The organism is Brevibacterium sp. CCUG 69071 (assembly GCF_021023135.1).
Lineage (GTDB): Bacteria > Actinomycetota > Actinomycetes > Actinomycetales > Brevibacteriaceae > Brevibacterium.
The window spans coordinates 141,532-156,138 of the sequence record NZ_PGFV01000003.1 but is presented as its reverse complement, the minus strand read 5'-3'; the positions used below and the strand labels follow the sequence as shown (position 1 = coordinate 156,138).

Genomic DNA, 14,607 nt, shown 5'->3' with positions numbered 1-14,607 from the left:
TATTCGCCCGTGTAGTCGGCTGCCACGGGCGATGCCGACTACCTGTCATGCCATCGTAATGCGAATCCGGCTCTGACCCTCACACCTCGACCTCGAGCGCGCAATGTGACCGTCGGACCATTCGGCTTCCTGCAGAACAGTTCCCAGCCGGATGCTTGGGTCTCAAGACGCGAGGCGGAGAAGCATCTCGGCCCGCCGAATTACAACCTCGTCGATGAGCTCACCGTCAAGGGCGAATGCACCAACGGAGTGGGAATGCGCTCCGCGGACCACCGCTCGCGCCCACTCGAGTTCACCGGAGGTCGGAGCGAATGCGCGGCGGATAAGTGGGACCTGACGGGGATGGATTGCGAGCTTCCCATCGAACCCGTAGGCAGCTGCAGTGCTCGCCGCTCCCGCAAGCCCGGATTCGTCGGTGATGGCGACATGGGCCGAGTCGATGGCAGCGATGTCGAAGGATCGGGCCGCGAAGAGCAGCCTGGTCCGCGCGAACGCCAGGAGATCATCGAAGGCGGATTCGGCACCGGGTAGGGCGCGCGAGCGGAGGTCAAGCTGCAGGTCTGCCGACCCGAGGGCTAATGCTTGCACACACGGAACGGCCGCGATCGATTCAACCCCGGACACCCCCTTGGCGGTCTCGACGAGAGCAATAACCTGAAAGTCCGACAGCAAATCAAGCGGCTGGTCCTCCTCGGTCATGGGCAGCATGATGGTTCTGACTCCGAGTTCGCGCACGAGCGCAAGATCGGCAGCGAAGTCCGCTGTGGCGAAGCCGTTGATGCGGATGCAGGTCTGCTCCACGTCAAGATCGGCCGTGCGCAGAGTCTGTCTCGCCCGTTCCTTGTCAGCGGCGCGCACCGCATCCTCGAGATCGATGATCACGAGATCTGCCGAGGCGGCAGCCTTGGCGAAGCGGTCCGGTCGGTCCGCAGGGACGAACAGCCAACCGGGGCCCCGCGTGCTGATAGGAGTCGCGAGGTTCGACCCGTCGGTCCCGGAGGGATCGGGGGACTCATCCATTGAACGCTCCGATGAGCACCGCCGCAGCAGTATCGGAGGACGAGTCGGTGATCGCGGACCGGATCTCCGCGGCCTGCTGAGCGCCGAGCACAGGCACCACGCATTCGTCGAACTTCGCTTTGACCTCGTCGTTGCTCAGCGGACGTGATTCATGGCCCCTGTTGACCAGCTCTGCCTCGTGCAGAATGGCACCATCCTTGAGGGCGACGGTCAGGTCACCTGAGAAGGCCTTCGGGTAGAGGCTGGCCTCATCGTGTTCGACCGTGACAAGAGCGGCTGCCGTGAGAACATCCTCCTCGCTGCGTGCCGATTCGTCGAGCTCGGCGAAGGTGATCCTCCCGTGTTTGAGCGCCGCCGCTGTCAGGAACGGCAGGCTGAACTTCGCATCGTATTCGCTGCGTGGCCGCAGCTTGTCCTCGATTGGTTCGCACACGACCTTTGCTGGCACATCGTGGATCTTTGCCGTGATTGATTCGATCTGCTCGAAGTCGAATGCAGGATCCTCTCGCAGTCGCGTCGCGATGTCGATGAACGAATGGGTGAAATGACAGGTCGGAAACGGTTTGACCGCGACATTCTCGACCTCCCAGACCTCGCCGAGGTTGGTGAAGAGATCTGCGCTCGGCGCGGAGCGGTCCTGGAGATGGGTGCGGTAGAGACCGAACCGTCCTTCGTAGATCTCGGTCGGCCCCTCGAATCCTGCCGCGGCAAGACTGGCGGCGTGCAGTCCGGCGTTGGCGGCCCAGCCCGGGTGGAGTCGTTTCGTCGGTGCTCCCTCATCGAGAAACTGCAGGATGCCCGAGGAGAACGATCCGGCTATGCCTTGAGCGGAGACGAGCTGGTCGGCGGTCAGGCCGGAGAGTCTGCCGACACCGATAGCCGAACCGAAGGCACCGAGGACGCCAGTCGGGTGGAAGCCCTTGTCATGGAACTGGCCGTCGACGGCCATCCCCAGGCGAGCGTTGACCTCGATCGCGAGAATATACCCGACGAGCAGATCGCCGAGGCTGACGGACGTGCTGCCGGCGGCGGCGCTGATGACCGCGGCCAGCGACGAGGCGCTCACATGCGACACTGCGGCGATATGCGTATCGTCGAAATCGTGGCCATGGATCATCAAGCCGTTGGCGATGGCGGCCCCCGACTTCGAGAGAGTCTGGGAGCGCCCGATGACGGGAACGTCGCCGGGATCAGGTGATGCCAGGCCCTTCATGGCCACCTCGGCGAAGTCCGTGTGGCTGGCGGCGATGCCGACGCCGATCGAATCGAGCAATAGGTGGCGGGCACGCACTTGGACCTTCTCCGGTATGTCCTCGAGCCCGATCTGGGTGGCGGCGGAGGCGATGGTCTGGGAAATGCTGGTCATGAGTTCTCCCGAGTTCAGATCTTGGTTCGGCCGCTGAAGATGGATTTGGCAATCACCGTGTTGAGGATGTCGTTCGTTCCCTCACCGATACTCATCAGCGGAGCATCACGGTAGAGTCGTTCGATCTCATATTCCTTTGAATATCCGTAGCCGCCGTGGATCGACATGGCTTCGATGGCGGACTCGAGAGCCACCTCCGAGCAGAAGACCTTGGCCATCCCGGTTTCTCCGTCCGCGCGACCCTGGAGGAGGGACTGCGCCGACCAGTACATCAGCTGGCGTGCGGCCTGCACCCGCGTGGCCATCCGCCCGACGCGGAGCTGAATGGCTTGGAACTCTGAGATCGGCTGCCCGAACGATTCGCGCTCTTGGGCGTAGGACACGGATTCTTCAAGCGCCCGCTGTGCGATGCCGACGGAGCGGCCCGCAATATTCACACGGCCCCATTGCAGAGCCGAGAGCACCTGCTGCATGCCGCGCCCCTCGACGCCGCCGAGGAGGGCGGACTCGGGGACCTCGCAGTTCTCGAAGACGATCTCACAGCTCTCCGGTCCCTTGTAGCCGAGCTTCTCGATGTCCTTGGTGACTTCGAATCCCGAAGTGCCGGCTTCGACGAGCAGGATGCTCATGCCTTTGTGCGCCGGAGTGGTCGTCGTGTCGGTCTTGACGAGAACCGGGAGCGGATCGGCATGTCGGGCGTTCGTGATCCACATCTTCGCGCCGTTGATGAGGTACCCGCCTTCGACCCTTTTCGCCGTGGTCTTGATGCCCTGGAGGTCCGTTCCGGCGTCCGGTTCGGTGAGCGCGAGGGCCGTGCGACGTGAGCCCGAGGCCAGGTCGGAGAGGTATGTGGCCCTCTGATCGTCGGTGCCGTGCTCGGCGATCATCTTCGCTGCCATGGTGTGGCTGCCGAGAACGCCGGCGATCCCCATCCAGCCGCGCGCCAGTTCCTCGAAGACGATTCCGAACGAGACGGGATCGATGCCCAGTCCATCGTGATCCTCGGGGATCGTCAGTCCGAAGAGCCCCATCTCCTTGAGCCCGTCGACGATGGCGCTGGGGTATTCGCCCGTGGCTTCCATCTCGCGGGCGACGGGGATGATCTCCCGGTCGACGAACGTGCGCAGTGACTTCTTGAAATCATTCTGCTCTTCGCTGAGTTCGAACATCGTCTCAGGCTCCTTTACTTGTGGTGTTCAGGCCGAGCTCAGCGAGAAGCTCAGCGCGGTGTTCATCGATCTGGGGTGCCGCCCGGTGGGAGTCGAGGCGGGCTCCGGCACGAGGTGCAGTGGCTATGTTGCGGATCGTTCCCCACCGGCCATGGTCGGTATCGAAGACGAGGCCGCGTTCCTCGACGAGCGGATCGTCGAGGGCCTCTGCCACGCTCTTCACCTTCGCCACCGGCACCCCGGCGGATTCAAGCAGGCTCACCCACTCCTCGGCGGAACGCTGCAGAAATGCCTCGTCGAGGAGAGGCAGAAGTCTGTCCTTGTTCGCGATTCTTCGTTCGAAATCGGAGAATTCTTCGGCATTCAGCCGCTCGTCCCCGATCACGTCGACCAGGCGGCGATAGAACTTCTCCTTGGCGCAGCCGACGGTCAGCCAGCCGTCGGCTGCCTCGAACGCTTGGAAGGGAACGAGTGAGGGATGAGAAGACTTCGGTGTTCGGCGCGGTTCGAAACCTTCGTTGAGATGCCAGTTGCCCACGTAGCTGAGCATTGACACGGCGGTGTCGAAGAGACTGAGATCGCAGTCGGTTCCCACACCGTCACGGCGCGCGGCGTGAACAGCGGCAAGCATGGAGATCGCTGCGACCAATCCGCCGCTGAAATCGACGAGGGAGAGGCCGGACTTCGTCGGTGGCCCGTCCGGTTCACCGGTGATGTCCATCCATCCCGCGGCGGCCTGCAGCATGTAGTCATAGCCGGGCCGTCTGGCGGCTGCGCCCTGGCTGCCGTACCCGGAGAGTGTGCAGCAGACGATCTGCGGGTTGATGCTGCTCAGGTCGTCGTACGTGATGCCGAGCTTGGCGGGAACGTCTCCGCGCAGATTCGAGTACACGACATCCGCCGTAGCGACGAGGCGGTCGAAGACGGCCCGGTCTTCGTCATCCTTGAGGCTCAGTGCGATGCTGCGTTTGTTGCGATTGAACGATTCGTAGAAAAGGGAGTCCTCACCTTCGCGGTAGGGCGGAACGTAGCGTCCGATGTCCCCTCCCGTATTCGGGTCCTCGATCTTGATGACGTCTGCGCCGAGGTCGGCGAGGTGCATCGAACCCCAGGGGCCGGCGCCGTACTGTTCGACGGCGATGATGCGGATGTCCTCGAGCGGCTTCATGTGTTCTGCTCCTTTGCTCGCTGCTGGTCGGCGGGGATTCGTCGTTGAGTGAGTGCTCTCATGGTCGACTCAGTTGTAGTCGAGGACGGAGTCGGAGGACTCGGGAAAATAACCCTGCCCGATTCCGCTGTCGCGGGTGGCCACCATGACCGAACGCTTCCAGGTCACGACGGTCGTACCGTCCTGGTTGAGACCGCGGGTGGTCATGGAGATGATTCCTGCGTATTCGCGTGACTTCGACCGGCGGGCATCGGTGCACACACTCTCGGCATAGAGGGTGTCCCCGACGTAGACCGGATGGCGGAAGGCGATATCGGTGAAGGCCAGATTCGAAATCGCGTTCTGGCTCATGTCATACACCGTCAGGCCGAGCACCAGGGCTACGGTGAGCCCCGAGTTGACGATGACTTTGCCGTCGGTGATCGGGTTCTGCGCGGCGAAGTGGTCGTTGAAGTGGTTCTGATTCGTATTCATCGTCAGATTCGTCAGCCAGACGTTGTCCGCTTCGGTGATGGTGCGGCCGAATGGATGCTGGTAGACGTCTCCGACGACGTAGTCATCGAAGAAGCGGCCGATGGTCGCGTCATGGGTGCTCATGTGGGTGTGACTCCTTGTCCGGGTGGTGCGGTTCTGTGGGTAGGGCGGACGACGGCCGACTTGCCGTGCTGACGTGTTTTCAGGCGATCTCTTCGAGGCTGCGCCCGCGGGTCTCGACGGGTATCGCGAAGACGACGACGATCATGCAGATGGCCATGGCGCAGACAAAGCCGATGGGTCCGAAGATTCCGAATGCGACGAACAATCCGGACATGACGAACGGCACGACGATCGAGGCACCCCGTGCGAAGGTGTAGGAGATGCCGGTCCCGCGCAGCCGATAGCGGGTTGGGTAGAGCTCGGGCATGTAGGAGTAGAGCACGAACGTGACGAGCGTGTAGATCGCCGTGACGAGCAGAATGCCGATGATGACGATCATGATGATCGACTGCGCCGATGCATATGCAAGCCCGAGCGGAATGACGATGATGGAGAAGGCCACGATGGCTGTGCGGCGGTTGAGTCTATTGATGAGCAGGAGGCAGACGAGTCCACCTCCTGGTGCGCCGAGAGCCATCGCTGTCGTGTAGGCGAGAGAATGGGAGACGTCGATGCCCTGTTCGACGAAGAACGTCGGCATCCAGGAGATGAAGCCGTAGACGAACATGTTGACACCGACTGCGACTACCGTGCCGAGCACTGCCAACTGCCAGAAGGGACGTTTGTCAGTGTCCCTCGACTCGGTCGCTGTGGTGACAGATGCGGGCGGATTGTCTTCCAGAGTGGTTTGCGAAAGCCTCTCGAACCGCTCGACGATAGCCTGCGCTTCGTTCATTCTGCCCTTGACGACCAGCCATCGAGGCGACTCGGGGCATCGCGTCCTGGCGATCCAGACGATGACAGCCAGTACGGCACCGATGACGAACATCCACCGCCACCCGAAGCTGGAGATCACCACTGCTCCGATCGCGGAGGCGAAGAGCAGTCCGGAGTTGACGAGGATGCCGAGCATGGCCGTCCAGCGGCCTCTGCTGCGCGGGGGTACGAACTCGCCGAGGATGGCCGCGGCAAGCACGAGTTCGGCTCCGAGACCGATCCCCATGATGAATCGGGTACCGACGAGGAACTCGAAAGTCGGTGCCAGGGCCGCTGCGAATCCGGCAACAGCGAATATCAGTAGATTGATCTGATAGCTCATTCGGCGACCGAACTTGTCTCCGACGAAACCCGCTGTCGCTGCACCGAGGAGCATGCCGAAGAAGGTCATTGACATGAAGACGGCGACTTCATGAACTCCGGCGAAGCCGGTCGACACCAGGGCTGCCGAGACTCCGGCGGCAACATAGATGTCATAAGCGTCGATCATTGCGCCGGCACCGATGTAGGCGAAGAGTTTTCTGTGCTCTCTGTTCGGTGTGAGCGCGTCCATACGCGCTCCGATCTTCATTTCTTCAGCAGTGGTGTCCACGGACATCGTTGTCGCGCCTTTCTACAGGGTTATTCGTACTTTCGACTCTTCGGTAGTTCTACGGATCTATTGATAGAGGGACCTCAGGTGAGTGCTTCTGCCACTATCACCGCGAAGTCGAGCAGCGCCCGATCATCGAACGGACGACCGATGATCTGCAGTCCCGCAGTCATCGAGTCCTCGGCCGCTGGCAACGGAACGGTGATGGCGGGCAGGCCCAGATAGTTGATGACACGGGTGAACCGGCTAGCTCGCATGTAGTCCCGACGTACCTCGTCATTGGCAGCGCCATCCCGGGTCACCGCTCTCGGGGCACGGATCGGACTGGTCGGGGTGAGCAGAAAACGGGCGTTAGGCATCGCCTCGGCGAGGAACCTTCTCTGCAGCGTCTCACGCTCCGCGAGGGCATCGGCATACTCGATCGCAGAGACCGTAGTCCCGCGGATGACTCGTGAGAGGACCTGATCGCCGAGGAGGTCCCATTCCCACCCGAGTATCCGACCGACATTGCGGGCAGCCTCGACACTTACGACGACGACCGATCGGCGATTGAGGTCACTGTCGTCGAAATCGACTACGGGCGCGGGGCCGGATGTGTCTGGTTCCTGGCGACCATGCTTGGAGACGCCGAGCGCGGACAGAGCCGAGGCATATGATTCGGCGACGTCGGCGTCACAGATCCGCTCGACTGCCGAGACCGAAAGGTGAGAGAACTCAGTCCGCGAAGATTCAGGCAGCAGATCCAGTAGATCACGGTGCTCGAGGCTGACGACGGAAGCATCGGAATACATGACTTCTGCAACGGCCCGGATCGTCGCCGGGGCGGACGCAATCATGCCGATCGTGTCCAAGGTCTCCGAGAGCGGAATCAATCCGACCGAGGAGAACAGCCCGTTCGTAGGTTTGTATCCTGACAGGCCGCAGAATGCGGCGGGCAGGCGTACCGAGCCTCCGGTGTCCGTGCCGAGCGAGACGTCACTCGAACCGGATGCGACGGAAATTGCTGAACCGCTAGAGGATCCGCCGGACAAGTAGGCATCGTTGCGGGGGTTGATCCCATCGCCGAGCCAGTGGTTGTGTCCGGTGGGACTCAACGCGAATTCCGCCATGTGGTTCGCTCCGACGATTGTGCCGCCGGCGGCCTCAATCGATGTGAGTAGGGGAGATGTGAGAGCCGAACGTCGGTCGTCCAGGGCGGGGTTTCCGATGGCGAGAGGGTATCCGCTGATGCCGATGTTGTCTTTGTGGGTGAAGCGCAGTCCGGTCAGTTCTGTCGTTGAGGCACGGGCTCCGGTGATGAACGCGCCGGTGTAGTAGCGGATGATTCCAGAGCGGCGGGCGTCCTCGTCTGCGGTGACCAGCGGGTGTTCGCTTGCAGGAGGGGGACTCTGCTCCACCCACTCAGGCGCCGAGGGGGCGGTGAAGGATTGGTCGATCTCCCAAGAAGCCGCGTCGATGAGTTCGGCGGCACGAGCGAAGCCGGTCGATCCGAGGAGCTCGTTGACGGCTCTGCCGATGCGAGCCGATGAGGGTTCATCGAGGTGCGCTTCAGGGTTCATGCTCATAGCGGCCCGTTCTGGTTGTGTTCATCGGCAACGTGCGGCTCTGCGCGTGCCGGCCACGGGAAGGCCACATCGTGTGAGTCATCTTCGCGGCAAGTTCGAGCTTAAACCTATGATCTTTAAACGTCAATGAGGTTGATGATGACGAATATTGCGAGTAACGGCCGCTAAATATCTGATCTATGTCATTGTTGCGCCCGGAGGTAGTGCACAGGGAGGGGGATTGCGTCGGATGACGTTGCATGGCATCCGTCGGGATGAAGTCAATGAGCGGGCAATAGCGTGGGGTCCACACTGAATCGCAGGTCGAGAGGAGCACCCATGGCAGCACGCATCGGCGTCGTCGTCGGCAACCCGAGCCCGAACTCCCGCACTCGGCAGGTCGCGGAGGATCTCGCGGCCCGGATCGCCGATCTCATCGGCGCCGAGGTGGATGAGACCATCGAACTCGCCGAGGTGGCCACCGAGATCTTCGAGTGGAAGTCGGATCGCCTCGACCGGCTGAACGATCGTCTCGCGACCGCTGACTTCGCCGTGATCGCGACACCGACCTACAAAGCCAGCTACACCGGGCTGCTCAAGGCCTTCCTCGATCGCTATGACTCGAACGGCCTGCACGGGCTCACCGCAGTCCCGGTCTTCACCATCGGTTCGCCCGCTCACACCGTCGCCGTGGAGATGACCCTGCGGCCCCTCCTCGTCGAACTCGGTGCGAGCGTGCCCACCAAGGGCCTGGCGTTCCCGACGGCGAAGTTCGATGACCGTGCCGAGATCCTCGACGAGTGGATCGAGACGCAGGGGGCATACCTGACGCGGGCCCGCTGATCGCATCAGCGGGCCCGCTGGGTTCGGAACTGTTCTGGATTCACTCGATATCGTCGGCGAGTGAAGATCGTGCGGCTCTGAACGATGGTTGGAGCGCGTCATGCCACTCTCTGAGATCGACAGAAAGCGTCAACCAGGTGAGGGAGCGGCTGATCTGATCGTATTGATGAATGATGAAATTGCGATTCGCGGTTGCGAGGGCCCAATCGATTCCGGCGGGCGAGGGTGCGCCTAACCGGGAAAGGCGATTCGCGGCTTCCCCGAGTTTCATCATCAGGGAATCGCCCGCCTCTTGCAGCAAAGCGCTTTCAAGATAGGTTTCCTTGCCTTGATCGGCGATTTCATTCGCGCGCAGAAGCCAGGCCTCGATATGCAGCAATTCCTTCGCAACTCGGCGTTCCATCAGAGCAGCACCGCCTCCCGCCGTATGTCATCGTCCATGCCGGGCTTCAGCCCGGCGTAGTCGACAAGGTCGATCCCCCGACCGAGCACCTTCTCAATGAGTTGCTTGAACCGAATGAACGCGAAGGACGAGGTTCCTTGCGGAGCGTCGACGATCAGATCGATATCGGAATCCGTCCGAGCTTCACGACGGGCTGCCGAGCCGAAAACGGCGAGATGTTCGTAGCCGTGTTCTGCGGCGAGCTTCTTGAGTATCGGTACGGCCGCTTCCAAGAGAAGTTCGGGGTGGACTTGATCGACGGCGGGAGCGAATTTGATCTGCTGGCTCACGGCAGGCTGAGAGATGCCGAGTTCTTCCGCGATCTGTCGCTGGCTCATACCGCTGGCGAGCATGGCTCTGAGCGCGAGTGCGCGGCGCAGTCGAGCGACATCCTCGCCTCGTTGCGCTTCGCGATACTCAGGCAGAAAGCTCATAAGACAATATTATCAGCGTGTGAATCGGGTGATCTGCTCATGGACGCGGGCCCGCTGATCGCATCAGCGGGCCCGCGGGTTCGGGTGGAATCGGCTGCGGGCTCCGGTCTGCGGCCGACCTCGGGCCCAGACCACGCAGCCGAGGAGAGTCAGCCGACCTGGAGCTCTCCCATGGCGTCCCAGTCATCCCCATCGATCTGACGCGAGATGATCTTCGGGGTCGCGGTCAGCGCGCTGTGCATGGGTCCGCCCTCGGCGGTCGCTGCCTGGAAGTGATCGGACTTCACGTGTGCCTCGGCGGCATCGTCGTCGAAGGCCTCGACGAGGACGTACTCATTCGGATCCTCGAGGCTGCGTGACCAGTCGAACCATTTGTTGCCCGGTTCGGCACGGGTCGCCTCGGTGAATTCGCGGGTGATCTCCGGCCATTGCTCGGCCAGTTCGGGCTTGACGGGGAACTTCACGACGATGAAGATCATGGGACTTCCTTCTCTCTTCTCGGTGTTTGCGGTTGGTGGTCAGCCTAGTCGGCGACCTGGCTGAGTTCGAGACTCGGCCCGGCTGCCATCCAGCCTAGGAGAACTGCATGCCGCCGTCGACGAGCATGGTCTGGCCGGTGACGTAGTCGGAATCCTCGCTCGCCAGGAACGAGACGAGATTGGCGACGTCCTCGGGCACGGACACCCGGCCGAGGAGGATGTCACCGGCATATTTCTTGATCGCCTCACCCTTGGCCAGCCCCTCCTCGGCGGCGAGCTTCTCATCGATGAGATCCCACATCGCGGTCCCGACGATCCCGGGCCCGTAGGCGTTGACGGTGATGCCGTGCTTGGCCCACTCCATCGCCGCGCCCTGGGTCAGCCCGCGCACGGCCCACTTGGTCGCCGAATACGGCGAGAGCAGCGCGAAGGGACGGAACGCGACGATCGAGGCGGCACCGATGATCTTGCCGCCGTTGCCCTGTTCGATCATCTGCTTGGCCGCAGCCTGATAGGACAGGAACACCCCGGTGACGTTGACGTCGAGGATCTTCTCGAAATCGGCCTTCGAATACTCGATCAGCGGTTCGACCTGAGCGATTCCGGCATTGGCGACGAATACGTCGAGCTTGCCTCCCGCCTCGACGGCGGTCGCCACGAGGGCCTCGACGGAGGCCTGATCGGTGACGTCGACCTCGGTGCCGGTGGCCGTGCCGCCTGCCTTCTCGATCGCGGCGACGGTCTCATCGACGCCTTCGCGCATGGTCGGCAGATCGGCGACGATGACGTGATGGCCGTCGGCGCCGAGGCGCTCGGCGATTCCCTGTCCGATGCCGCGGGCGGATCCTGTGACGACGGCGACGCTGCTGGATGTGCTCATGGTTGTACCCCTTTGTGTCTCGACCTTGAGTGAGCACGATCATTCTCAGCAGAGGCGGGGGCGGGAGGACACGCTCCTTCTCATGAGGTGATAATCAGCGGTGTTGATCGCCGAGGTTGGGGCGGGGTTCGGGCCATCACCGAGGTTGGCCACCGGAATCGTCACCGGTGCTCGGTCACCGGGACCGTGACCGCCCCACCGCGCAGATACCGCGAGCACAACCCGGCGCGCTCCCGCAGGGTCGACTCGATCTCCTTCGTCCGTCCGTTCGCCTTCGTCGACGGAGTGCTCACGGCGATCGCCCCGACCTGCATCCCCGTCCCGTTGCGCACCGGAACGGCGGCACAGGTCTGCCGCGGCAGGAACTCGTCGTGCTCCCACGCGATGCCGCGCGTGGCCACCTCGGTGAGGTGATCGTCGAGGAGATCGCGACGCACGATCGTCTGCGGGGTGAGCACCTGCATGCCGCGGGCATCGAGGTACTCGGTCCGCTGTGTCGAGGTCATCCCGGCCAGCAGGATCTTGCCGAAGGCCGTGGCATGGGCCGCCTCGTGGAAGCCGAAGCGCAGGGGGCGCAACCGCGGATGCTTCTCGCAGTCCGAGCAGTAGGTGAGGATGATGTCGGACCCTCGGTAGATCGCGAAATAGGCGGCCGTGCCCAGGGCCCGGTGGAGCTCATCGGTGATCTGGCGGATCGGGAACGGGGCGACGAGGCGCTGCTGGAAGGACAGTCCGAGCTCGAAGCACTTCGGCCCGAGTTCGAAGTGCTTGTCCTCCTTGAGGTAGACGAGATAGCTCGCGTCCTCGAGTTCGTGGAGGAGTCGGTAGACCGTGGGCAACGGAATCTCGAGTCGGTCGGCGATGGTCTTCGCTGAGGCGCAGCCGGAGGCCGACACCGCCTCGAGGACGGAGAAGATCCGTCCGATCACGGCACTGTTCGACATCTCGGGCCACCTCGCCTCATGTTTATCGCCACGTGAGAATAAGGATAGTGGACGGTGGTCTGTCTCACATAGGTTGCCTATGACCGGGTCGACGATGGTGCCCGGATCGAGCCGATCGTCATCGTCAAGGAGCAAAGGAGCAGCCGATGGCATTCCCCGCCAAATATCCCTCGCTGAATGCGATGGAGATGACCGATGAGGCGAGGCAGACCCTCGTCCGAGTACTGCGGGTGGCGTTCCCGCACGAGAACTTCCCCGATGGGCCCTACGAGCGCACCGCCGACGGGATCCTCGTCGAGGCCGATGCCGAGACTTGGTTCCGGGTCGCCCTCATTCAGGGTCTGCAGTCGCTCGACCAGCTCGCCGACGGCGACTTCTGTTCGCTCGACGACGATTCGGCGCTGCGGGTGCTGCGCAGGGTCGAAGGCACCGAGTTCTTCGGATTCGTCCGCCGCACCGCCGTCCTCAACCTCTATGACGACGCCGAGGTGTGGGAGGCCCTGGGCTACGAAGGTCCCTCCTTCGACCAGGGCGGCTACATCGATCGCGGTTTCAACGATCTCGATTGGCTGCCGGAACCGCGGATCCTCTACCCCGATGACGAGGACATTCCAGAGCTGGGTCCGGGAGCGCACGCGGCACCGCAGACCGTGAACGAAGCCGATGAATCGACCAACCAGCCGCGGGCGCAGCGCGCCGATATGGGAGAGGTGAAGAAGTGATGGCGAGTGGAGACAGCATCGATGTCAACGACGAGGCCGTCGTCATCATCGGCTCCGGGGCGGGCGGCGGAACGCTGGCCTATGAGCTCACGGCGAAGGGGATTCCCGTCGTCGTCCTCGAGGCCGGTCCGCATCTGAGCAACGAGGATTACGTCAACAACGAGTGGGAGGCCTTCAACCAGATGGCCTGGCTGGACCCGCGGACGACGACCGGCTCCTGGCGGGTCTCACGCGACTTCCCCAACCTCCCGGCCTGGATCGTCAAGGCCGTCGGCGGAACCACCACCCACTGGTCCGGGGCCACACCCCGGTTCAAGTCGCATGAGTTCAAGGCCCGGTCCACCTACGGTCGCATCGACGGGGCGAACCTCCTCGACTGGCCCATCGGCCTCGAGGATCTGGCTCCCTATTACGATCGGGCCGAGAAGGCGATGGGCTCCACCCACGTCCACGGGCGTCCGCCGCTGCCGGCGAACAACAACTACAAGGTCTTTGCAGGCGGCGCGAAGGAGGTCGGCTACAAGTTCTACGCGACCGGTCCCTATGCCACGAACGCCGAGGAATACGACGGCCGTCCCGCGTCCATTCAGGACGGTTTCAACTTCCAGGGCGATAAGAACAAGTCGAAGTGGTCGACCCTGGTCAGAGAGATCCCCCGTGCGGCGAAGACCGGGCTGCTCGACCTGCGGCCCGAATCCCAGGCCGTCCAGATCACCCACGATTCGGCCGGCCGTGCCGATGCGGTGCTCTATCTCGACAAGGAGGGCAACCTCCACCGCCAGGCCGCCAAGATCGTGTGCGTGGCGGGGAATTCGATCGAGACGCCGAGGCTGCTCCTCCTCTCCGGGACGCCGAGCTTCCCCGACGGGCTCGCGAACTCCTCGGGGCATGTGGGACGCAACTACATGCGCCACCTCACCGGCACCGTGTGGGGTCATTTCGACAAACCGGTGAGGATGTACCGGGGAGAGACGATGGCCGGAGTCATCGCCGATGAATCGATCCATGACCCTGATCGCGGGTTCTCCGGCGGCTACTACATGGAAACGATCGCACTGGGTCCGGCGTTCATGGCCGCCTTCGTCGATCCAGGGACCTGGGGGCCGGACTTCGCGGGTCTCATCGACCGCTATCTCAACACCGCGGGGATGTGGATCGTCGGCGAGGACATGCCGCAGGAGTCCAACCGGATCACGCTGAATACGACCGTGAAGGATCAGTACGGGCTGCCTGTGCCCAATGTCCACTACGACGATCACGCGAATGATCTGGCGATGCGCGAGCATGCCTATTCCGCAGGTGAGAGCGTCTACAAGGCCGTGGGTGCGCAGACGTCCCACCGGACCCCGCCGTACCCGTCGACTCACAATCTGGGGACCGCGCGGATGAGCGAGCGGCCCGAGGACGGGGTCGTCGACAAGTGGGGTCGGACCCATGATGTGAAGAACCTCTTCATCTCCGACGGCTCGGTCTTCACCACCGGTGCCGCCGCGAACCCGACCCTGACCATCGTGGCCCTGGCCATCCGGCAGGCCGAATACATCGCCGAGGCGCTGCGGACCCAGGAGATCTGAGCTCGCCGAGGTGCGGC

The 14,607-nt window shown here is 62.9% G+C and carries 15 protein-coding genes; 3 read left to right on the top strand and 12 right to left on the bottom strand.

The window, feature by feature from the left end; translation table 11 throughout:
- Positions 1-162: 162 nt before the first annotated feature.
- The 7 genes from CV023_RS09915 to CV023_RS09885 all read right to left on the bottom strand — a co-directional run bounded on the left by CV023_RS09915 (position 163) and on the right by CV023_RS09885 (position 8,287).
- Positions 163-1,020, bottom strand: a complete 858-nt coding sequence (locus CV023_RS09915) for an HpcH/HpaI aldolase/citrate lyase family protein (RefSeq protein ID WP_230745372.1) — start codon at positions 1,018-1,020, stop codon at positions 163-165.
- Positions 1,013-2,386, bottom strand: coding sequence for an MmgE/PrpD family protein (locus CV023_RS09910; protein ID WP_230745371.1), 1,374 nt, complete (start codon positions 2,384-2,386; stop codon positions 1,013-1,015). Before CV023_RS09910 ends, CV023_RS09915 begins: the two co-directional genes overlap by 8 nt.
- Positions 2,387-2,400: 14 nt before the next feature.
- Positions 2,401-3,555 (bottom strand): acyl-CoA dehydrogenase family protein, encoded by a 1,155-nt coding sequence (locus CV023_RS09905; protein WP_230745370.1) that lies wholly within the window; start codon positions 3,553-3,555, stop codon positions 2,401-2,403.
- 4 nt (positions 3,556-3,559) lie between these two features.
- Complete coding sequence (locus CV023_RS09900; RefSeq protein ID WP_230745369.1) at positions 3,560-4,723, bottom strand: CaiB/BaiF CoA transferase family protein; 1,164 nt, start codon at positions 4,721-4,723, stop codon at positions 3,560-3,562.
- A gap of 69 nt (positions 4,724-4,792) precedes the next feature.
- Entirely contained in the window at positions 4,793-5,320 is a 528-nt protein-coding gene (locus CV023_RS09895; protein WP_230745368.1) for a MaoC family dehydratase, read from the bottom strand.
- A 79-nt stretch (positions 5,321-5,399) separates the two neighbouring features.
- Positions 5,400-6,689 carry an MFS transporter gene (locus CV023_RS09890; RefSeq protein WP_230745366.1) on the bottom strand — a complete coding sequence of 430 codons (1,290 nt, stop codon included), beginning with the start codon at positions 6,687-6,689 and terminating at the stop codon, positions 5,400-5,402.
- Between the two features lie 122 nt (positions 6,690-6,811).
- Positions 6,812-8,287, bottom strand: a complete 1,476-nt coding sequence (locus CV023_RS09885) for an amidase (protein WP_230745365.1) — start codon at positions 8,285-8,287, stop codon at positions 6,812-6,814.
- A 324-nt stretch (positions 8,288-8,611) separates the two neighbouring features.
- Between CV023_RS09885 and CV023_RS09880 the strand changes: the two genes are divergently transcribed.
- Positions 8,612-9,115 carry an NADPH-dependent FMN reductase gene (locus CV023_RS09880; RefSeq protein WP_230745364.1) on the top strand — a complete coding sequence of 168 codons (504 nt, stop codon included), beginning with the start codon at positions 8,612-8,614 and terminating at the stop codon, positions 9,113-9,115.
- Between the two features lie 40 nt (positions 9,116-9,155).
- Here CV023_RS09880 and CV023_RS09875 read toward each other — a convergent pair whose 3' ends face one another.
- The 5 genes from CV023_RS09875 to CV023_RS09855 all read right to left on the bottom strand — a co-directional run bounded on the left by CV023_RS09875 (position 9,156) and on the right by CV023_RS09855 (position 12,294).
- Positions 9,156-9,518 (bottom strand): HepT-like ribonuclease domain-containing protein, encoded by a 363-nt coding sequence (locus tag CV023_RS09875; RefSeq protein ID WP_230745363.1) that lies wholly within the window; start codon positions 9,516-9,518, stop codon positions 9,156-9,158.
- Entirely contained in the window at positions 9,518-9,991 is a 474-nt protein-coding gene (locus CV023_RS09870; protein ID WP_230745362.1) for a nucleotidyltransferase domain-containing protein, read from the bottom strand. The genes CV023_RS09875 and CV023_RS09870 overlap by 1 nt, the downstream gene beginning before the upstream one ends.
- Before the next feature lie 149 nt (positions 9,992-10,140).
- A complete protein-coding gene (locus CV023_RS09865) occupies positions 10,141-10,470 on the bottom strand; it encodes a putative quinol monooxygenase (protein ID WP_230745361.1) in 330 nt (109 codons plus the stop codon).
- A gap of 94 nt (positions 10,471-10,564) precedes the next feature.
- Complete coding sequence (locus CV023_RS09860) at positions 10,565-11,350, bottom strand: acetoin reductase (RefSeq protein WP_230745360.1); 786 nt, start codon at positions 11,348-11,350, stop codon at positions 10,565-10,567.
- A 161-nt stretch (positions 11,351-11,511) separates the two neighbouring features.
- Positions 11,512-12,294 (bottom strand): IclR family transcriptional regulator, encoded by a 783-nt coding sequence (locus tag CV023_RS09855; RefSeq protein WP_230745358.1) that lies wholly within the window; start codon positions 12,292-12,294, stop codon positions 11,512-11,514.
- A 146-nt stretch (positions 12,295-12,440) separates the two neighbouring features.
- Here CV023_RS09855 and CV023_RS09850 point away from each other — a divergent pair, with 146 nt between their 5' ends.
- Both CV023_RS09850 and CV023_RS09845 read left to right on the top strand, forming a co-directional pair.
- Positions 12,441-13,016 carry a hypothetical protein gene (locus CV023_RS09850; protein WP_230745356.1) on the top strand — a complete coding sequence of 192 codons (576 nt, stop codon included), beginning with the start codon at positions 12,441-12,443 and terminating at the stop codon, positions 13,014-13,016.
- Positions 13,016-14,590, top strand: coding sequence for a GMC family oxidoreductase (locus CV023_RS09845; protein ID WP_230745354.1), 1,575 nt, complete (start codon positions 13,016-13,018; stop codon positions 14,588-14,590). Before CV023_RS09850 ends, CV023_RS09845 begins: the two co-directional genes overlap by 1 nt.
- The last annotated feature ends 17 nt before the right edge of the window (positions 14,591-14,607 follow it).